Origin of the sequence: Vibrio sp. N418 (assembly GCF_000222565.1) — a bacterium.
Taxonomy (GTDB): Bacteria; Pseudomonadota; Gammaproteobacteria; order Enterobacterales; family Vibrionaceae; genus Vibrio; species Vibrio scophthalmi.
The window spans coordinates 8,365-30,025 of the sequence record NZ_AFWD01000034.1 but is presented as its reverse complement, the minus strand read 5'-3'; the positions used below and the strand labels follow the sequence as shown (position 1 = coordinate 30,025).

The window sequence follows — 21,661 nt, the reverse complement described above, 5'->3', positions numbered from 1 at the left end:
CACTGTGTGATGTTGTACGTAAACTTAAAGTGTTTGATGATGCCCAACATGTAACGATAAGTCTCGGCTGTGCTTACTATAAGAAGAGTAGCGATGCGATCTCACTTTCAGAGGCAGACAGATTAATGTATCAAGCGAAGATGAAAGGAAAAGATCAGGTCGTGATGGAAATTGTAGAGCAGGGCAGTGATTCATTACAACCAATAACGCAATAGTACAACTCACCGATGACTTGCCAGATTGTGCTTTTAACCAGCAAGCTGAACAAATACCAAGCAAACAAACCTAGGTTTGATAAAAATAGCTTTCATTTTCAATTAACTGTGGCATATTAGCTAGGTCTTCGAGACACAGTGTGCGTACTTCGTATAATGGCTATTACCTCAGCCTTCCAAGCTGATGATGCGGGTTCGATTCCCGCAGTACGCTCCAAATTTTCTCCTCCTTTTTCAATTGCTTATCGAATACTTATTAGAGAGTAGTAAGATTTTGGTAAGTAAAGTGATACCCATCAATGACCTTTCTGCTCGTAGAGTAATGATATCTCTTGCTTTTGACGTTTAATAGAACTTATCGGCGAAAAATTAGATGTTTACAGTTTTAGAGTACATTAAGTTTTTTTTGTTTGACATCTTTTCGATATCGTACTGTTGGGACTAGTGTTAGTAAAGAACTAAAGGTGTAGCATAAGTTGAATGCCAGCTTACCGTAGATAGGAGTAAAATTCTTACCGCTAGTGATCTTTGTGAAATCTTTTAATTGTGGATGATTATTCAACAAAGTTATATGCGAGTAGTCAAAATACATAAAATTCAGTTGCTTATGGTATATATTATGATTTATTTTAACTCAACTATTCATATAAGTTTGGTTAGCCATGAGAATACAAACATCAGATCCAGATATTTATAGTATCTACAATCGCATAAAACGTGGGCTTATTGATTTACAGCCTGACTTTCAGCGCGGGGAGGTCTGGAAGACTCTTAAAAAACAACGATTGATAGATAGTATTTTAAGAGGTTGGCATATACCACCAGTGCATCTCATTTCCGACCCTGCCGCAGATAGATTGGAAGTCCTAGATGGACAGCAGCGACTTGTATCTATAAGGGATTTTCTAAATAATGAATTTCCAATTCATGGCTTTTTAGAGCCACTTGACGATGAAATTAGTTCTTTAGATGGTATTTATTGGGATGACCTTAAAGATGTCTATAAAGATAAAATTGAATTGTTTACAATTCGATTTCTAACCATTAGTGACTATAAGGTTGGTGAACCTGGAGAACTTTTTCATAGGCTCAATCATCCGACTAACCTCACACCTGCTGAGCAAAGAAATGCATTCTTTGGAGAATCAAGGCAACAAGTTAAAAATTTAGCAGAGAAGATGGTTTTCCTTGGATATTGTAGAGAAACTATAGGCTTTACAAACTCAAGAATGGCCTATGATGATGTAGTTGCAAAGATTCTGATAACAATGGATCAGGGAACTTTAGCCAAAAAAATCACTTCTTCTACTATTACTGATAAATATCGTTCTAATCTTGGCTTTTCTTCAGAACATGTTACCAAACTCGAATTAGCCTTAGAGATATTTATTCATGCAATTATGTCAGGTAGCGGAAAAGTTAAACTTAATAAAGCAAGTTTTCATTCTTGGGTTATTTTTATATGCTTTTTGATCGATAATGATATTTCTTCAGGAGATCTATCGGATTTTATTACCGACTTTGAAGAAAATAGAACATCGAATAATCATGATTTTATAACGCTCTCTAAGTTTAGAGTTACAAGTGAAGGATTGTACCAAGCGCAAAAAATATTTTCTGACAGATCTGCTTCAAGGGTTGCGGATACTTCGTCAGTTATTCTGAGAGATATTGTCTTAGTTTCATTTTATTATGTTTATCATGGTTTTATCTCGAAAGAAAATAATGTGATGGCACTTTTAGATTCGGTATCCCACTATTTAAATAGGGGGAAAATTACTGAAGAAGCACTCTTGTCTCTGTCGAAAAAACATGGTTGGAGAGAACTGTGATGATGGACTTTAAGCAAGCGAGATTTAATGATTATTGGCGAACTAGCGCTCAAAGGAACTATGATGTTTATGTCAATATATTCAGAGTTAATCAAGGCGAGATTTTAGCAGGAGCGAATTTGGTACTAAATAAAGGTATCAATGCAATCGCAGGTAAAAATGGTGTCGGTAAAAGTACGATTATTAGCTCTTTGTATAACAATATAAGAAATGATAATAGTAATCGATGTGAAATCAATACATTACTAGATTCCGCATATGCGTCAATTACATTAAAGCAGAAAAAAACAGCTACTGGTGAGCATGAAGATGTATGTGTAACGACAATAGATAGTAGTGATGTAACTGCGTATTTATTTGATCCTTGTTCTTATATCCCTAAATATCTCGATTTTGTTAGAGAACAAAGAAATTTAGATGAACAGCTAGATCAAGTTGCTTCCTTTGAATATGATGCAAGTAAATTAGATAATATTAATTATTTGACAAACTCAAACTATCAGAGAGTCACGGTGTGGAATATCGAAGGTGAGTATGAATCTCATCCCCTTCTTCCATACTTTGAAGTTGAATCAAATGGGGTAACTTACGATAGCAAAAATATGGGGCTAGGTGAAATTGCTCTGATTTATTTTTTCTGGCTGATGGAGAGAATTGCAAGTATCAATGAAAACGCTATCATTTTCATGGAAGAACCTGAAAGCTACCTCCCTCCAAAAACTCAAAAGCGATTAATGAATTGTGTGTCTTGGTTAGCGGCTCAAAAAGGGGTTAGTGTTCTAATATCTACACATTCTGAACATGTCTTGTCTTTTTTAAATGATAAACAAATTCAGCTCATTATTGATTCAGGTCGAGAGAAAAAATTTATTCATGGCATAGAGGCTGTGGATACTGTTCTAGAATTAGGTTTGCAGAAAGTTACAACCAAACTTGGTCTATTAAGCGTTGAAGATGAATTTGCCTTGATATTGTTAAAGTCGATTCTAGGAACCAGAGCTGAAAATTATTCATATGAAATAGCTGGCTCTGAGGGAGATCTACTAAAACGATGTGCCATATTTCAAGCAAACGTTGATGGGTATTTGTATCGAGCTGTATTTGATGGGGATACTAGAGGTAAATATACTGCTCAAATTGGGACTTCTGAGGTAGTTCGTTATCTTCCATTAAATGATGCCCCAGATAAACTAATTCTTGATTTCTTTAGAACTTTAACTGATGGTGAAGTTGCTAGTGCGTTATCTTTGGCAGAAAATCGAATTACGGTAGCTAGAAGTGCAGCTGAAGGAGCTGAATTTCATGATTACTTCAGGGAGTTCGCTAGATCTGTACCTTTGGAGCTGGCATATATTGAGAAAATATTTGCAGAAAAGTGGTGTAAAGCGAATACGCAGCTAGTAGATGAATTTTTAGAAAGCTTATGATGACCAAACGAAGTTGAATTCGATATTGGATTTTTTAGAAAAAATTGTCCCTATAACAACAGTTGAACAAAAGTGAAAGACAGTATTATAGGGTCAATTTTGTTAACAAATAAAATTATTTATGTGATTTACGTAATGCGGAATTTGTTAACTTCTTGCAGTGTGTACATGTAAAATTTAACTTTTGTAACGTAAAAAGTAAGTTGCCTCATACAATATCGATAAAATATTCTGCTATTTTATCTCTAAAAGTACGCCCGCCACCAGTAGCATTGATCCAGCCTTTTCCGTTCGCATCTTTCTTAAATGCTTTGCAGTTTCGCCAGTGATCTGCATTCTTGTCGTAATCTAAACGTCCAAGAGTTTGTCCAGCGTCAAATAACTTACTTTTCGTATGAGCTTTGTTACGTGCCAATTCGTGAGTAACCACGGCCAAGGCTTGCCAAACTTGCATAGAGCGGTGAAAGCCATTGCTGTTTTGCTTAAACTCGTTTTCCAATGAACAGATCCACCCTCTCATGAGAGGAACTAATTTACTTAACCCGTCTTCAACTATTTGATCTGTGACTGGAGTTTTATCAGGTAAGTGCGTCGGAAGTTGCTTTGTAATTCTAGCTCCTTTCCCAGTGTAGTGGATGAGTGAAGCTAACCATCACTTTGTAGGCAATTACGATGCTTTCCCTTAGCTGAGGTTATCCAAAATGTCTCTGTTTTATGAAATTCGTAACAAGGTTTTGTTCAGAACCTTCATGGGGCGCTTTTGGGCTCAGAAATGTCCTTTTCATGCCCGTACGCCCAAGCTCATGAACCACTTACAGGTGGTTTGACCTACTTTTTCTTATCTGTGTATTGTCTAGATAACCGGACTCTTAGCAGAGCGCTTAGCGCGGATTTGCTTTGCATTCACTTTAAAGACCGAAATCGCCTAAGAATCAGCTATCGGTGAGCAAATGGGGCTCCACCAATCGCCTGATATTCACCTTGGCTCCAAGGCGAGATGCCAGTAGATACATGCCTCCTATCTTGCGGTGGAGAAATAGGGCATCGGCTGGAGGTGTGTGCCAATACTCTTGCTCCATGCTGAGTATGGTTCCTGCTTCACGAAGCCTTTGTGCTAAACCACTGGCTTTGAAGTCGTAATCTTCATCAACAAGCATGGGTTCACACGCTATTTTTACTAAGTTGAGAATGGCTTGGCGTTGGTCTGGGAGAATAGTCTCGCTAAAATATCCAATTTGCTCTAGGGCTTTGTTTAGTCCCTGCTCATCATGATTAACGACAGATGTGAAAGCCAAACGATAACCATCACTGAATCGATCGCTGTATTCACGAGTAGCGCCAAAATCCAATAAGCCAATTTGACGTGTTTGCTCTACATACAAGTAATTAGCGAAGTTGGGATCGGTTTGCACCATTTTGAAGTCAAACAGCTCTTTGAACATTAGCTCGAGCAGGCTCTGCATGACAAAGTCGCGTGTCTGTTGGTCGTCATTTTCTATTTTTTCGATAGAACAGCCTTCGATGAAATCCATCGCTAGCACAGATTCGGATGAGCTTTGTAGGTAAACTTTGGGAACCACAAAGTGAGAACTTCCATTTAGTACATTGTAATATCGAGTCGCGTAATCTGCCTCTCGAGCATAATCGGCTTCGTCGTGTAATTGTTTTTTTGCTTCTTCCAACAAACTTTTGTAATCGACCGACTCTGGAATCAAGCCAACAATTTTGAGCAGAGTACCGACATTATTCACATCGCTATCGATACTTTTTCTGATCCCAGGATACTGAACTTTGACGGCCAATTTATCACCTGCATCGCTGTAGGCTTGGTGAACTTGACCGATGGACGCACTGGCGATGGGTTTGAAGTTGAAGGAGATAAACTCTGCTTTCCAATTTGTTCCGAGTGAATTTTCTAACACTTGGTTGAGTTGTTTGGCTGGCAGTGGATCGGCGTCTGAACGCAGGCGTGCCAGAATGTTGGCTAACTCGGGTTCAAGAATATCACCTGCATCCATCGACAGCATTTGACCGAGTTTCATCGCTGCGCCGCGTAAATGCGCCAGTTGATCGGTGAGTCGGGCAATATTTTGGGGCGTTAATAGCAAGTCTTTTGCTTTGGGTTTGTTTCCTTGCGCGAGCTGTTTCGTGCCTTCTGTGATGACACTTCCGGCTACTCGAGTCGCGAGCGATGCGAACTTACTGAATCTTGAAAAGCGATGGGTAGGTAGACTTCTTTCTTTTGTCGACATAAAGGCTCTCTTTGGGTATCAAGGTTCATTACAAAGTTCCATGCTTGCTAGTGTATACCTAAACCCAGCAGTAGTTTTCCTAAAACATACAAAATGGTATTGGCTGCGTCCGCATCAATCTGAGGGTAGTCTAAAAGGCCTTACTATAGATTGTTTGTTATGTTTTCTCAGTATCATGTTTGGCAAGCGTTACTATCTCTTTCTAGCACAATGTGTACATCCCTTAGTTAAAACTTCGTCAGTGGAGCTATTGATTTACTTGATTTTTTTGTCGTTTCAATTTGTACGCAATCCCCGATTAGGTGGATCATTTTACTCAGTATCCGACACTGTAATTGTGGGATTTCGCTATAGAGATAAGCGGGCGTCATGTCATGCCATATAGAGGGGGCATAGTGAATTTGGCCTGACATCTAGAAAATAGATAATTTAGTCTTCAACAATTGGCATCATAATTCCCATAATATGAAACAAATTGCGAAAAGCGCTTAACGACGTGTTTTTGCGTATCTTTCGTTTGTAATGGTAATCAAATCGGTTTGTGAACTGCTTTTTTAACCGCATTTTCGTGTCCTTACCTTGCGTACTACAACCCAAACAACACCATTGAGTTAATCATAGCAATGATGGGATTTATGATTATAATTCGCTCGTTAAGAATATGAGCTGTTCCTATTCTGTTAAATGGTTGTACCTGATTTATGTTTCAATATATTACGTCTATTCCTGCTGGCATCGCCTTGAGTATTGCAATTGTTGCCGAGGTGATAGCAACTTCATTCATACCGAAAACGGAACAATTTACCAAGCTTTCACCAAGTTTAATTGTTCTCTTCGGCTATGGCGTTGCGTTCTTTCTGCTATCGGTTACGGTTAAAACAATGCCTGTCGGCATTGTATACGCAATCTGGAGTGGGGCTGGTATCGTACTTGTGGCAACCGTTAGCTACTTTCTCTATGGCCAAAAGCTTGATTTACCGGCGGTAATTGGTCTTGCGCTTATTATTTCAGGGGTATTGATCGTCAATTTGCTATCTAAATCAGTCGGTCATTAACCTATTGTAATATCGAGTAAACAGTCTGCATTGTATGCAGCTTAAGCATCCGTTAAGTTGTCGTTCTAGATATTATCGATAATAAGCCCGTCTAGTCAGACGGGCTTTGATTATCTTTGATGTGTTTGAGTGAGGCGCTCATTAACTGGGTAGGCTGCCTTCTTTATCAATTGGGATATTCAATATCAATTAGGGTATTCAATCCAACTCTTACCATCTAATGATACGTAGTATTTACCATTCACTTCTATCACGGTCGAACCAGAGTTCTGCGCGACAACTTTAGTCTCAGGCAAATTGGCGGTTAAGTTTTCAGGATCAAACTGTTTAACTTGATAGATATTTTTATCCAGAATATTGGCAATTAATTGTGATAGCGCCAAATAGCTGGAAGGTGCTTCAACATGTTTGGTTTCACCTTGGCGTTGGATATCTTTACCAAAAATCTTCAAGCCGACAGGGGTATGAATGATCGTTGGGGCTGGGATCTCTCTCATGCCGGATATTTGCATTCTATCTCCCCGCATTCCCGCGCCATGCTCCGGTACCAGCGCAACAACGATGTTCCTTCCAGATGCTTCTAAGGTTTTAAAGAACGCGTACAAATCGTCTAGTAAATTCTTGAGGCGCTTTTTGTAACTCACCATCGATGTAGTTGAGTTGGCGTTGATGATTCGGTTTCCGTCGTGCAGTGAGATTGAGTTGTATAGCGTGAAAACTTTGTCGTCGTCGCTTTTTAGTCGCTCTTGCCACCAGCTTTCGAGAACTTGTTTATCGCGAAAGATGTTTGAGCCGTCAAATGACTTTTGGTAAGGCGTGAACCCTTGTTGTGACATTAAGTCTGCTTGTATATCACCATCTTTTTTGATCAGCTCTAAAAAGCTATCAAATACGCCGTTGTGGTTCATGACCAAATTTTCACCAAAGCCCAATTGTTTGAGATCATCGAACAAGTAGCACTGTTTGTTTGGTGCAGGAGCGAATAATTGACTATGTTCTGGCTGGCCACAACTTGCTCTTAATAAACGGATCACAGCAGGCCCACTGTAAGAGGTGGCTGAGCTAAAGTTGTCGAACATAATGTCGAATTCTTTAAAGAGTGGATGATTTTCGAGTCCTGCAATTTCGATATCATCCCAAGCGACCGAACAAATACTCAGTAGCAGTAAATCAAAGGGGGCATCTTGTGCGGTTTGACGATTGAAATCGACCTTTCGTGACGCCTCTTGGGCAAAAAAATCTGCGGTTAGAGCATTAAGCGTGTTGTCGTTGATTTCAGTAACGGATACAGGAGCGTTGTCAGTAACTTGTACTTGTGATTGTTCGGCTTCTTCGTTCTCGGTGAGCGATTCAGGCTTGGATGTAGTGATACTTGGAAAGCTGATATAGCACGTCGCAATGACAACCAGTACGGATACACGTAGGTACTTGCTGAGGATTGCGTAAGCCGCACAAATGACAAACAGCGCTATCACTGCATGAGGCGTGACAAAGCGCCCAAGCAGTTCGATTAGATAGCTTAATTCAAACTGCATTAATTGCCCAGCTTGCGCCCACAATCGCTCGAGAGGGGGTAAGTAAGAGTCAAAGTGCAGTAACCATACTGCGATAAACGCGGCCAGAACATGACGGGTACGATTAAGCCCCTTGCTCTTAATTGGTAGCAAAATAGCGAATAATAATGCGAAGTTATACAGAGGATGAAAATCGATCACCCCTTGTGAAAATAGGGCGATTTTGATGATGAAATAGATGTTCCACCAACCCAATCCGATTGACGGTGTGGAGTTCGCAAGCGTTTTCGATGTCATGGGTTATTCTTCTTGTTTTGTGTCAAGTTCAAAATAGGCAGAGCGTTTAAATCGTTTCTTATAAAGGGTGCGAAGTGCGCGCAACATATCTCGTAGGAAAAACCCAACAAAGATACCAATAAATAAGCTAATACCGACTGTGAGCAAGAAGTCGTTGATGTTCATAGTTATCCTTTTAGCGCGATCGTTTTTTTGATGGCAAAGAGAGTTGGTACATCCGTTATCGCTGGATTCTGTTCGGGAAAAATTTGCGTCTCAGTCGTCAGATCCGTGACTTCTTTTGAGATCAAAGCTTCATCCTCTAGGATGTATTTTAGTTCAGAGTCAATGTCATACTGGGTTTCAAATGTACGCATTGAGTAAAACAAATCGCGAACGGGGAATTCGAAAATATTGTTTAGTGCAATATCAATGTCGCTATGACGTATGGCGCTGAATAACACATACAGAGCTTTTTGCGTGGCGGTAACCACATCACCATCGCGCTTAACGTGGCAAAGTCGTAAACATTCCTCCGCTTGCATCCCCGGTAAAAAAGTGAGTTTTATTAAGGCAAAGTTGACCTTTGATTGCGCCGAAACGGAAATTACATCATTGCAGTAGCGGGTAAACTCTTTACTGCGTAGATAGCCTTTGCTGCCAAATGATAAGTCGTATTTGGTTAAAGCATCTAGGCTCGAGGGAATAGGGCGCGTTAACAATTGCCCTTGAATGGCTTCTACTTGAGTCATAAAGCGCATTGGGGGAACTTGGACAGGACAAATAAGATTGACTCCCGATCGCAGTAGGTATTTTTCATCGGCATAGCGCAAACATTGCTGCGTTTCTCTAATGATGATCTTTAATTGTGAGCCTGCTTTTACCCTCATTTGGTAACAAGCGATAGCGAGTTGCTGTACTTCTTCTTGGCTTGAACAGCTAAAAATGATGGTTGATGCTCTAGGGCTATCTAATAGGCCAATTAAATGCTGATTACTCTCGGCAACATGCATATTTGCAGGGGCTTTTGACGTATCACCTAAAGCTGCTCTTACGATATAGACACGCTCGCTATCAGACTTATCCTCACTTAACGGTTGAATAGGGCTATGGTTGTGTTGGCTAGCTAACAGAGATGCCTCATTCTGACGAGTTAACACAAATTCTTGTGCAGCGATGACGCCATGGTGATTAGACCAAAAGTCAATCCAGTAGCTAAAGCGCGATTCATCAAGAGCGGTCATGCTTGCTAGCCCTGCAAGTGTGCGATTGTGAGTTAACAGTTTAGGTTTTAGAACTGAGGTGGCTAAATGACCAAAAATACACAGGTTTAATTTGGTTTTCGTTTTGCTAGCGAAAGCGGCTAAGTTGTTTAAGAAATTGTCTATTTCTTCATCGCTGTAGTGGGCAAGTGATGCGTCGGAAAGCAATAAAATGACATGTGTTTGTGGTGGGACATTGATCGCTTGAATGTCTTTCGTTAAAGCGATAGGACTGACCGCTTTTTTTTGACTTCTCTCGTTAATAAAATACCTTGAGCTGAAATAATGATTTTGTAAGGCATTGAACGTTGCGGTTTGAGTGGTATCAAGTCCTGATAGAATCGACAGTTTGTCGATGCAGCTGAGTAGAATGTTTGTTTGTTTTTTATTCAAAACATTTAAAAGAAACTCAATTGTCATGTGCTTGTTAGTAAATAAATTGACATAGGTAGACTTACTTTCTAACTCACTGGTCTCTGCCGGTAATCCGATTGTTGATGACATGATAATTGCCTTTCTTTCAGTGGTTTAATGTGGTTTGTATGCGCCATAATCCAGACGCTTATGCTTGTTTGTTCTGAAATGCTAGTCGATTATGACAAAAAAATGACGTTAAGATATTAAACCAATTTGATCAAAAGTAAAATTACATATAGCATTGTTGTCCTTGATGTTTATAAGCAAAATTCGCATTCATATCGCATGTATTAATTATGTTGGTGAATGATATTTTAGCTTATATGTCGTAAATGGATAATTACAACTTACTTTCAAACTCAGTTCTGAAAAACATCACTTAAGGAGACACAGCACGAATATGCAATGTTTTACATTGTGATATCGAATCGTGTTGTATCGCTTTGGATGCGCAGGTTAGGTGCATCGGTCGTTATTAGCGTCATTTATTTGGATTGATAGTGCTCGACGAGGAAGTCCGCACTCCAAACGAATGTGCCTGTAATGTGGAAAAGATGTTTTGTCACAGCCCGCAAAAGATATCAATTCGATCTACTCTTCATATGACTTGGTTCAACATCAATATGTTGAAACCGCTGAAAATGAATCATACATACAAGTGAAAAATAAGTGGCTAGTGTTACAGAGTCAGCGCCATCATGTTGGCTCTATCGCGGTGGACAGGAGTTCGAAATCATTAGTTCTTACAACGGAAACAGCATGAAACGCCTTCTTGTCGTCAGTTTAAGACGAGGATGTGGCTCGACAACAGTGACTGCGAATTTGGCTCAGTCATTAGTGAAGATCAATAAACCTGTGCTCGCTATAGATGTATCTGCGGAGAACTTGTTACGCCTTCATTTTGGTACTCCCTACGATGAAAATGATGGTTGGGCGGTCCGTATGATGGGGGGATCGCTGTGGAATGAGGCTGGTTTTTCAAGCCCTCAAGGTGTGGATTTTTTACCATATGGCCAATCAAATGAAATCCTACATCAGAGTTTTACTCAAACAAATAACCAACCGATCAACGACTTGAATCAGGGATTGCTTTCCGTTTTTGAGCCATCGCAGTGGCAGTTATTTCACGGTGAATTTTGGCAAATTTCCACGCCAGTATGGCAAGATTTTATTGCTTCAATGGATATGATATTTGTGGTGATTAAGGCTGATGCGATGAATTACGCAGTACTCCAGTCGCTCTTTGAGCACAACCATGTCCTACGTGAACTCATGGATAACGATAAAATCCGTTTTATTCTCAATCAATACCAACCGGAAACTGAAATTGGGCGCGATCTTGCGTTGGTTCTCAAGCAAGAACTAAAAACCTTATTGGTACCAGTATTGATGCATCAAGATACCGCGTTAATAGAATGCGCTGCTAATCTAACGACAATTCAACATTATTCTCCTATTAGCCAAGCAGCGAAAGATTACCAAGCTCTCGCGTTTTGGTGTGTATCTGCTTTCTCTTCTAGTGCAGAACAGGGCTAAGTATGAAGGGGCTAAACTTAATTTTTCAGCGTTGGATAGTTGAACGATTTGAAACGCAAAAGAAAGTCTATGAACAGAAATGGCAATGCAGTGCGAACTGGATGGGGCAGCTCATTTTAAGTACTTGGTTTTGCGTTAGTTTTGTTTTTCTCCAACCTGTGATTGCTGGCGTACCCTCTTGGAAACTGCCGTTAGTGTATTTCCCGCAAGTTAATTTTGCCGCTCCGCGTCTATTTGATTCCATTAGATTTGTTGTACAAAGTATTTGGTTGATTTTATTCAAGCAATGCATCACCCGTTCGGGCTCTGATTTTGTCCGAAGACTTCTCTCGCGCGCAATCATTCAACTACGCCACATCTTTTATCTACCTTTTGAATCGGTTGCAAAAATAGTGGGTTGGCTAGAAAAAAAAGCTAGCCAGGTTAACCAGCCGGAGTTGCGCCAAGCCGCCCGATCCAGCAAGTCCGCTCTAGTGCTCAATTACTTACTATTGATATGCGTTGTTTTCTTGGCATTGATCTGTTTTACCGTGCCGTTTGGTTATCAAGCGCAACTGGTGTTTGTGGTTTTGCTTTGGGCGCTGGCGATGATGGTGCGTCGTTTACCGGGACGCTTTCCGACAATGTTGCTGATCATTATGTCGGTGACCGCTTCTTGTCGTTACCTTTGGTGGCGCTATTCATCTACGTTGAACTGGGATGATCCCATAGCATTAGTGTTGGGGGGCATATTACTTATCGCTGAATCCTACTCATGGGTTGTATTGATTCTTGGCTATTTCCAAAATATTTGGCCACTTAGTCGTAAGCCTTTAGAGATGCCGAAAGATACGTCGACGTGGCCGACCATCGACTTGATGATCCCGACTTACAATGAGGATTTAGATGTTGTTAAGGCGACAGTATATGCTTCCTTAGGCGTCGATTGGCCAAAAGATAAGCTCAATATCTATGTGTTGGACGATGGTAAGCGAGATAGTTTTCGCGAGTTTGCTCAAAGTGTGGGTGTGAATTACATTCGTCGACCTACCAATGAACATGCTAAAGCGGGCAACATCAATTATGCCTTAAAGCAAACGCATGGTGAGTATGTCGCCATTTTTGATTGCGACCATATCCCAACTCGAGCTTTTTTCCAGTTAACCATGGGCATGTTTCTTAAAGACCCCAAGTTGGCTTTGGTGCAGACGCCTCACCATTTCTTTTCACCGGATCCGTTCGAAAGAAACTTGTCCAATTTTCGCAATGTACCGAGCGAAGGCAGCCTCTTTTATGGCTTAATTCAGGATGGTAACGACTTATGGGACGCAACATTTTTCTGTGGTTCTTGCGCTATTTTGCGTCGCAAGCCTTTAGAAGAAGTGGGTGGAATTGCAGTCGAAACCGTTACTGAAGATGCACATACCTCTTTGCGTATGCATCGTCTAGGTTACCACTCTGCTTACTTAAAGCAGCCTATTTCAGCCGGCTTAGCGACAGAAACGTTGTCTGCTCATGTGGGCCAACGGATTCGTTGGGCGCGCGGTATGGCGCAGATATTTCGAGTGGATAATCCGTTAACTGGTAAAGGTCTTAAATGGTCGCAACGGCTCTGCTATGCCAATGCGATGTTGCACTTTTTATCTGGTATACCGCGGATTGTTTTTTTGGTGGCTCCGTTGGCATTTTTGCTGCTTCATTCGTATGTGATTTATGCACCAGCGCTCGCCATTATCTTGTATGTGCTGCCACATATGATTCACGCCAGCATGACCAACTCCAGAATGCAGGGAGACTACCGTTATTCCTTTTGGGGCGAGGTGTATGAAACCGTCCTCGCTTGGTATATCGCCCGACCAACGACCGTCGCCTTATTTGCTCCGCACAAGGGGGAGTTTAATGTAACGGCTAAGGGAGGCTTAGTCGAAAAATCTCATTATGACTGGGTGATATCACGACCATATTTGATTTTGGTTGCTTTCAATATTCTCGGGTTTGCCGTTGGCTTTTATCGCTTAGGTTGGGGACCTCAAGATGAGATTGGCACGGTCATCGTGAACTTGGTTTGGACGATGTATAACTTGTTGATCTTAGGTGCAGCGGTCGCGGTTGCGGTTGAGGCAAAACAAGTGCGAAAAGATCACCGAGTTGAAGTGTCCATTCCAATGACAGTCAGGCTTAATTCCGGGCACCTAATTCAAGCCGTGATGAAAGATTTTTCACTAGGCGGTGTGCGGATCGAAATTGAAGGCCTCGATGATGACGTGTGTCAGTACCTAAAAGGCCAAGTTTTACAAGTTGTACTGAATCGAGGGGGGCAAGATTTCGTCTTTCCTATGACAGTCGCCTATGCTCATAAAGGCATTTTTGGCTTGCAACTTAATGCGTTATCTCATCAACAACAAATCCAATACGTTCAATGTACTTTTGCTCGTGCAGATACATGGGCGAAATGGCAACAAGGCTATCAATCTGATAAGCCTCTATCTAGTATGCACGCCGTTCTTCATGTCGGTTTTAATGGATACAAACGCTTGCTAAAACATAGTCCTAAGTTGATTAGAGTCTGTGTGACCGCACTGATAATTTGTATTAAATTTATTTGGTCTTTTAGACCTCGCTATGTCCCAACCAGGACCTTAAGTCATGCTCAAAAATAAAAAACTAACAGCTTTGACGGCGGCCATAACTCTAATGAGTATGTCGGGTAGTCTCGCAGCACAAGAAGTAAATCAGTCAGTCATTGTCTCTCAAGCATCCTCTCAAGATCTTGAGGATTCGTCGGTATTTAAGCGAGTTGTGCCTTTTAGCCAACTTGGCTATAACCGCTCGATCGCGATTCAAGGTAGCGAAACCAGTGCTTACATCGGATTTGGTTCTCGTTTGGATGAGGTCGTTTCGCAAGCAACTCTCTATTTTGATATTACACCGTCTCCAGCATTGCTCTCATTGGTCTCTCATATCAAAGTCTATTTGAATAATGAACTCATGGGTGTCACACCGATTGTTGATGGCCAGCAAGGCAAGAAACTGAGTTTATCTATGCCTTTGGATACTCGATTTTTTAGTAACTACAATCAGATCCGCTTTGAGTTGATTGGCAATACGCAAAAAGATTGTGCCAATCCTAATGATGCAAGTATTTGGGCTGAAATTAGTCAGACTAGCCGGATTGAAATGTTGGTGCAAAAGACACGATTGGAGAGCGATTTAAGCCTGTTGCCGGCACCGTTTTTTGATGTTCGTGACTTTAGCCGATTGAATTTACCTTTCGTGATGGGGGATCAATACGATCTGGAAGAGATAAAAGCAGCCGGTGTCGCGAGTTCATACTTTGGTTCACTTGCGGGTTGGCGTGGAGCACAGTTCCCTCTGAGTTTTAACTCTATGCCTGAGCGTAATGCGATCGTCTTTGTGACTAATGACAATAAGCCTGACTTTTTGCGCGATTTTCCAGATACTGATGGCCCACGTTTACAAGTCATCACTCATCCAACCGATCCGTTCGTTAAATTACTTTTGGTCATTGGCCGTGATAGTGCTGATTTAAATACTGCAGTCCGAGGTTTAGCGCTCGGTAATCAGATTTTGACAGGACCAATTGCCAAGATTAATTCTGTAGAGCAAATTAAGCCGCGAACTGCATACGATGCGCCTAATTGGGTGACAACTGAGAGACCGGTTGCTCTTTCGGAATTAGTTGAACAAAAAGCAATGCTTCAGGTTGAAGGGCGAACACCACCACCAATTAGTGTCAGTTTGCGTTTACCGCCAGATCTGTTTACATGGCAAAGTCGTGGTATTCCGATGGATCTCAACTACCGTTATTCCCCCCCTACGGAAGACCATTCGGGTTCTCGTCTAACGCTAAGTATCAATGACCAGTTTATCGAAGCATTTAATTTGACGACAGATGGTCAAGGTGGAGATTCAAACCGAATTCGCGTTCCACTACTTGATGATACGTTATTAGGCGGCGAAGATCGGGTCCGAATTCCGGCGTTTAAAGTGGGAAGTAAAAACCTAATTGAGTTCGAATTTGGTTTTGCCTCTGTCACGGATGGGCAGTGCCAAGTGACTCAACCAAGCAAACAATATGCAGTGGTTGATGGCGATTCAACCATCGATTTTAGTGGTTTTCCTCATTATATCGAAATGCCGAATATGCGCGCGTTTGCGACCTCGGGCTTCCCGTATACGCGTATGGCCGATTTATCTGAAACGGCTGTGGTGATACCAAAAAATGCACCAGTAGAGGTGCTGCAAACCTTCTTGAACGTGATGGGATCACTTGGCGGGGATTCAGGTTACCCGGGTTTTCAAGTATTGCTAACCAATCAATGGGATGCGGAGAAACTTGCAGATAAAGACATCCTTAGCATTGGCTTAGATAGCTCGCTATTACAAGCTGCGAGTGATCCTGATCAAGTGGACCTGGTGATAAAGGCTGGCGAGCGCCAAATTCGCTTGCCGAGTAAAAATGAGCAGCAACTTGGCTTAAATTGGATGAACCCCACTACGAGCGGTCAACAACCGGCTGACTTTGTTTCAGTTGAAGCAAATGGTCCTTTTGCGGCGCTTTACGGTCAGGAAAGCCCGTTTACGAGTAACCGCAGTCTTATTGCCATTATGGCTGCTCAACCGAGTGATTTTGCGGTCGTCGATCGAGCGCTGGTTGATTCAGGCAAGCTTGACTATATGTTCGGCTCAGTGGTGACGTTGCGAAATGATGAAGTAGCAAGCTACAACGTTGGCGACCATTATTACGTTGGTCAGTTACCGGTTTGGAAGTTGGTTTGGTACCACTTTTCTAATCATCCGATCGTTGTCGCATGTTTTGCCGCGCTACTGGTTGTGATTGTTACTATCGTGCTTTGGCGTGTATTGCGAAAGGTTGCGACTAAGCGATTGGAGAAAAATGAGGAGCAAGAATGAAACAGCTGATGGTGTTCATAAGCCTTTTTCTCTCTTCATCAGTGCTGGCAAATAACTGTGATTGGCCACAATGGCAAACCTTTAAGTCGGTTTATATAGAGCAAGGCCGTGTGGTTGATGGCAGTGATTCGCGTTATATTACGACTTCGGAAGGACAATCTTATGCGCTGTTTTTTGCGCTGGTGGCCAATGATAAACAGGCTTTCTCTCACGTTCTGTCTTGGACTCAACAACACCTAGCAGGGGGCGACTTAACCGCTCAATTGCCGGCTTGGTTATGGGGAAAACGATCCAATGGTCAATGGGGAGTGTTAGATAATAATCCCGCTTCTGATTCGGATTTATGGATTGCCTATTCGCTCATTGAAGCAGGGCGTCTTTGGGATAATTACTATTATCAGTCCTTGGGTTATCTACTTGCTAGTCGCATTTTACGTGAAGAAACAGTCACTCAAACGAATGGGGAGGTTCTGCTATTACCTGCTCCTCATGGTTTTGAAACAAAAGCGGGTTATAGAGTGAACCCGAGTTATGTACCGCTACAGTTAATTGCTCGCATGCATACGCTGTTTCCTCATCAGCCATGGGATAGCTTGTATCAGAGCAGCCTAAATATGCTTGTTAACACTATGCCAGCGGGTTTCAGCCCTGATTGGGCCTTAGAGAGCAATGGTGAGTACAAAGTGGATCCCGAAACGGGGCCAATTGGCAGCTATAACGCGATCCGAACTTATCTGTGGGCGGGAATGCTTGATGATGGCGTGATGCATAAGAGTGAGTTGGTCAGCGCGATGCAGCCTTTTATTAAAGCAACGCGTGTACTTGGCGGCCCACCTCGAGAAGTGGATACACAGACTGGCAAGTATAGCAAAGTGGGGAGTGCTGGCTTTTCTGCAGCAGCGCTGCCGCTGATTGATGCCACCAATAATCCTGATTTACTCAAGCAACAAGCGACACGAGCGAGTAGTACCTTGGTTTCTGATAGCAATGATCATTATTACGATAATGTGTTGGCTTTGTTTGGTCTAGGTTGGAATGAAGGCCGTTATCGTTTTGGTTTGAATGGTGAATTGTCCCCAGCTTGGGGTGAATCATGCCAGTAAAAGGACGAGTTTCATGGCTGGTTTCATTATGCTGTATAGCAGGGGGAGTGAGTACCGCTCACGCCGCTGGCTTTAGCACTAAGCCTTTGAGTAAAGAGCAACTTGCGGGCGTTTATCAACCTATAGAGCTTGTACAGTTTTCAACCTTGGCAACCAGAGTTAATTCAGTGGATTGGTTGGTTCAGCAGTTGAAGCTGGCGGATGCTATTGGCCGAGATGATATTGTTGAAAGTACGCTAGAAAGGCTATTTGCGATAGAAGATGCAAATCCTACAGGTTTATTTTATCAGGCCAATATGTATTTGAAACGTCAAAAATTGGCTGAGGCGAAGCAGACGTATCAACGATTAAAAAACGTGGCGCCTGACTCATCGCAAGCACGCGATCTTGCTCAGATAATCGCTATTCGCACTGATAAACGTTCAGAGTATCAGCGTGCGAAGTTATTGGCGAAATCAGGGCGCTATCCGCAGGCAATTGAGGCTTACAAGGCTCTGTTTCCTGATGGTATGCCTTCAGCTACGTTGCAGTTAGAATTCTTACAGCTACAAGGTAATCTGTCCCCAAATTGGCAAGAGGTGAAGCAAGGATTAGAGCGGTTAAACGCGGATTATCCCGGCGTACCCCAGTTTCAGTTAGCGTTGGCGAATCATATTCGTAAACAAGACCCTGCCGATCGGTGGATTCTTGACACCTATAATAAGCTCGCTTTGGTACCATCGGTAGGAAAGAGTGCCGCAACCTCTTGGTTGAGGGCTCTAGATCAGCTACCTATTTCAGCCCAAGTTGTACAACAGTACGCCATTTTAGCCAGTTATTATCCAGCCGATTTGGAGATTCAGCGTGCTAATCAAGGTGCGATCAGTCGTTGGAACACAGAACAACAGTTACGCAAAGACCCAACTTATTTGGCAAAGTTGAAAGGTCTACGATTGCTTGATGAGGGCAAAACTGAACAAGCGGTCGTTCAATTACGTTACGCCTTAACTACTCGCCCTAATGATCCGGAAATATTGGGTGGAATGGGTAAGGTTTATTTGCGCCAAGGTCAACAGCAGAAAGCGCTAGCGTATTTTGAGCGTGCACAACAGTTGGATCATGACCCAGACAGTGCCAGCAAATGGGCAACGCTGGTAGAAACCTCCCGTTATTGGAGTTATCTAGATCAAGGTGACGCTTTGATGGTGCAAGGCAAATGGTCTCAAGCAGAGAAGCTCTATCGCCAAGCGATTCAATTGGATCGTTCTCAACCGTATGCTTTTACCGATTTAGGCGCATCGCTAGCAAGCCAAGCAAAGTATGACGCCGCGGATAAAGCTTACCGCCAAGCGCTAAAGTTGGATTCAACCAATGGCTCGGCATTGCGCGGACGTTTGGATATTTATGTTACCCAGCAAGATTGGTCTGGGGCTCAATCAATCGCTAACCGTTATTCGCCTAAGCAGAGACTGCAGGTCGCCGAGAAAATTAAGGTGATTGAATCTGAAATCATCTTAGCGAACCTGCGTCAAGCGATTGAGAACAATGACCGCTTAGTAATGGGAAAGGAGACGGAACGACTGATTGCGTTGAATCCGACCTCGCCCTGGCTAAGACGCGATATTGCAGATGTGGTCGTACGCCTAGGTGACAAGCGTCGTGCTGATGATTTGATGCAAGGTTGGAGCCGTTCAAGTCAGGATCCTGAAATGAAGTTCGCTTACGCGCTTTATCTTGCGCAAGAAGAGGATCTTAATGCGGCAATCATGCAACTAGAAAGTGTGGCTCCCAGCAAGCGTACGGAGGCGATGCAGCGCAACTTAACACGCTTGAAGTTGGATGATGAGCTGAGAGACGTGCAGCAACGTTATGGACTTCAACCGGAACCTGTTATTGAACTGCTCGAGAGCTTGTCTGGCAAATATGCCGATCAGGTACAGCCTCTGTCACGCATTGTCGCCGCTTGGGTTGCTATTGACCACATTGAGCAGGCAAACATTATTTATCGCAGTATATCCCCTTTGCAAAATTGGACGTTTGATGATCAGTTGGCTTATGGGGAGATAATGTTGAGCTTGCAGCGTTTCGTCGATTTTGACCGCTGGTACAGCCAGCAATTATCGACTCAGGAGTATACATCGCGCAACGTTTCTCAACTGCTGCAATTTGAAGAATTAAACGCGCGACGAGACTTAGCTGAAGGAGATGCCTTACTGGCAAAGCAACAACCAAAGAAAGCGCTTGCGGTTTTCCGTCGAGTTCCATCAAATCGCGAGCCCTTTTCAACTCAAGCGCAAATTGGCATGTTGCAAGCGAGTGCCTTAGTTGGTGATCAAGTCACTTACGATGAGTCATATCAGAGTTTGCTCAAAAAGAAATCGAGTTTGACCGCTCAGCAATTAATCACCGTTGCAGAGGTATTCAACCAGCAAGGTGATCGAGAAGCGGCTAATGAACTCAATCATGCGTTAGATAAAGCGTTAGATGCGGACGCTCTAGCGTATCGAAATAGCATGGCGTTAGCGATGGAAAACCAACAGTGGGAACTCGCCGATCGCCGAGCATATCAAGCGCTAAATCGCGATCGACTTGAAAACAGCGCTCAACTAAGCGAGCCAGAACAAGCCCCTCTAAGTTTGAGAGAACTCTATGAGAGTGCAAACGATTATTGGCTTACTCGTAATGTTAAAGCGGATATTGATGCGCTGCGGGATCGTAGTGATGGGCATGTGATGATTGGCTGGGATTACAGTGCTCGTGATGGCAATAATACCACCAACCAAATTCCGATTGAGGCGCGCATTCCAGTGGAAAGCTGGGATGGGCATCTCTTGTTGCGAGCGGATTATGTCTCAGTAGATTCGGGTAAGTTAGAGTATTTTGAAAAAGATCCTAAAGATAATCCAAGTAACAATTTCGTAGAGGGCAGTGCGTCAGGTGTTGCTTTAGGCATTGGTTGGCAAGCGCAAGATTGGCAGATCGATGTCGGCACAACCCCTGTTGGTTTTGACCATTCTACTTGGGTTGGCGGTGTCCGTTTTGATGGTGACTTAGCGGATTTTGGCTGGTCAATCGATGCTTCTCGCCGTCCGGAAACTAGCAGTACACTTTCTTACGCTGGATTGAGAGTTCCGAGTCAAACAAAAGAACTCGCTGGTGAAGGAACTACGTGGGGTGGAGTTGTCAGCACTGGGGTGAAGCTTAACTCAAGCTGGGATCGCGGTGGTCCTTTTGGTTTTTGGGGCAGCTTACAATATCACTCTTTAACTGGTGAAAACGTCGAGGACAATTCGCGTTTAGGCCTTTTAGGTGGGGGCTATTACAAACTGATCGCGACAGAAAATCAGCGTTTGAGTATTGGTTCCAATCTGATGTATTTGAGTTATGAAAAGAACCTTGGGGAATACACGCTTTATCACGGCGGCTACTATAGCCCACAAAGCTATATTTCGGTGTCGCTACCGATTAATTACTATGGGCGTTATGACAATACGTGGTCATATCTATTAAGTGGCTCCGTGTCTAACTCTTGGACTGAGCAAGATGCGCCATACTTAGTAGAAAATGGTCAATCCGAGCGAGGAGGCGGGTTTGGGGCTTCATTACAAGCGGCGGTAGAAAAACGGGTAAGTAAACGTTGGTATCTCGGTGCGTTGGTTGATTTACAACGTTCAGAGTTTTATACCCCTAACCATTTTATGCTTTACGCAAAGTTCACCTTTAATGACCGTTGGCAACCGATAGAGTATCCGCCTCAAGCGCCTATTCTGTATAGTGACTTTTAGTGTGTTTAGAATAAACATAAAAGCGGAGTGGTTCGTATTAACGCGATGCTATATCGATTAGGTTTGCTTTTCTTTTTTGACAACTTTAAAGATA

The 21,661-nt window shown here is 42.6% G+C and carries 13 protein-coding genes, 1 tRNA gene and 2 pseudogenes; 10 read left to right on the top strand and 6 right to left on the bottom strand.

All coding sequences use genetic code 11. The features are described from left to right. From RH86_RS05420 to RH86_RS05405, 4 genes and pseudogenes are all read left to right on the top strand, one after another. Positions 1–215, top strand: a pseudogene (locus tag RH86_RS05420) (diguanylate cyclase); the annotation flags it as partial. A gap of 142 nt (positions 216–357) precedes the next feature. Continuing rightward, positions 358–432 (top strand) — tRNA-Gly (locus tag RH86_RS05415). A gap of 445 nt (positions 433–877) precedes the next feature. Then, complete coding sequence (locus tag RH86_RS05410; protein WP_009385422.1) at positions 878–2,047, top strand: DUF262 domain-containing protein; 1,170 nt, start codon at positions 878–880, stop codon at positions 2,045–2,047. Next, complete coding sequence (locus RH86_RS05405; RefSeq protein WP_009385421.1) at positions 2,047–3,474, top strand: ATP-dependent nuclease; 1,428 nt, start codon at positions 2,047–2,049, stop codon at positions 3,472–3,474. Before RH86_RS05410 ends, RH86_RS05405 begins: the two co-directional genes overlap by 1 nt. Positions 3,475–3,682: 208 nt before the next feature. Here RH86_RS05405 and RH86_RS05400 read toward each other — a convergent pair whose 3' ends face one another. The 3 genes and pseudogenes from RH86_RS05400 to RH86_RS20680 all read right to left on the bottom strand — a co-directional run. Beyond that, positions 3,683–3,973: a hypothetical protein gene (locus tag RH86_RS05400; protein WP_009385420.1), complete on the bottom strand. Its 291-nt coding sequence runs from the start codon at positions 3,971–3,973 to the stop codon at positions 3,683–3,685. A 433-nt stretch (positions 3,974–4,406) separates the two neighbouring features. Continuing rightward, the gene (locus RH86_RS05395; protein ID WP_009385419.1) at positions 4,407–5,726 is read right to left on the bottom strand and encodes an ABC1 kinase family protein; all 1,320 of its coding nucleotides are present in this window, start codon (positions 5,724–5,726) and stop codon (positions 4,407–4,409) included. A 53-nt stretch (positions 5,727–5,779) separates the two neighbouring features. Continuing rightward, a pseudogene (locus tag RH86_RS20680) lies at positions 5,780–5,922 on the bottom strand (DUF393 domain-containing protein); the annotation flags it as partial. A gap of 505 nt (positions 5,923–6,427) precedes the next feature. Here RH86_RS20680 and RH86_RS05390 point away from each other — a divergent pair. Then, complete coding sequence (locus RH86_RS05390; RefSeq protein WP_009385418.1) at positions 6,428–6,781, top strand: DMT family transporter; 354 nt, start codon at positions 6,428–6,430, stop codon at positions 6,779–6,781. A gap of 185 nt (positions 6,782–6,966) precedes the next feature. Here the strand turns inward: RH86_RS05390 and bcsG are convergent, their stop codons facing one another. The 3 genes from bcsG to bcsE are packed head-to-tail and all read right to left on the bottom strand — an operon-like array spanning position 6,967 to position 10,337. Then, positions 6,967–8,592, bottom strand: a complete 1,626-nt coding sequence (gene bcsG, locus RH86_RS05385) for a cellulose biosynthesis protein BcsG (RefSeq protein WP_009385417.1) — start codon at positions 8,590–8,592, stop codon at positions 6,967–6,969. 3 nt (positions 8,593–8,595) lie between these two features. Continuing rightward, positions 8,596–8,757 carry a hypothetical protein gene (locus tag RH86_RS20545; protein WP_009385416.1) on the bottom strand — a complete coding sequence of 54 codons (162 nt, stop codon included), beginning with the start codon at positions 8,755–8,757 and terminating at the stop codon, positions 8,596–8,598. Between the two features lie 2 nt (positions 8,758–8,759). Further along, positions 8,760–10,337, bottom strand: a complete 1,578-nt coding sequence (bcsE, locus tag RH86_RS05380; protein WP_009385415.1) for a cellulose biosynthesis protein BcsE — start codon at positions 10,335–10,337, stop codon at positions 8,760–8,762. A 672-nt stretch (positions 10,338–11,009) separates the two neighbouring features. On the opposite strand from bcsE, the gene bcsQ reads away from it, so the two are divergent. The 5 genes from bcsQ to RH86_RS05355 are packed head-to-tail and all read left to right on the top strand — an operon-like array spanning position 11,010 to position 21,567. Next, a complete protein-coding gene (gene bcsQ, locus RH86_RS05375; RefSeq protein WP_083823361.1) occupies positions 11,010–11,786 on the top strand; it encodes a cellulose biosynthesis protein BcsQ in 777 nt (258 codons plus the stop codon). A gap of 2 nt (positions 11,787–11,788) precedes the next feature. Next, positions 11,789–14,425 (top strand): UDP-forming cellulose synthase catalytic subunit, encoded by a 2,637-nt coding sequence (gene bcsA / locus RH86_RS05370; RefSeq protein ID WP_009385413.1) that lies wholly within the window; start codon positions 11,789–11,791, stop codon positions 14,423–14,425. Continuing rightward, the gene (gene bcsB / locus RH86_RS05365) at positions 14,412–16,700 is read left to right on the top strand and encodes a cellulose biosynthesis cyclic di-GMP-binding regulatory protein BcsB (RefSeq protein ID WP_009385412.1); all 2,289 of its coding nucleotides are present in this window, start codon (positions 14,412–14,414) and stop codon (positions 16,698–16,700) included. Before bcsA ends, bcsB begins: the two co-directional genes overlap by 14 nt. Then, complete coding sequence (bcsZ, locus tag RH86_RS05360; protein ID WP_009385411.1) at positions 16,697–17,803, top strand: cellulose synthase complex periplasmic endoglucanase BcsZ; 1,107 nt, start codon at positions 16,697–16,699, stop codon at positions 17,801–17,803. The genes bcsB and bcsZ overlap by 4 nt, the downstream gene beginning before the upstream one ends. Continuing rightward, complete coding sequence (locus RH86_RS05355; RefSeq protein ID WP_190275899.1) at positions 17,794–21,567, top strand: cellulose synthase subunit BcsC-related outer membrane protein; 3,774 nt, start codon at positions 17,794–17,796, stop codon at positions 21,565–21,567. The genes bcsZ and RH86_RS05355 overlap by 10 nt, the downstream gene beginning before the upstream one ends. The last annotated feature ends 94 nt before the right edge of the window (positions 21,568–21,661 follow it).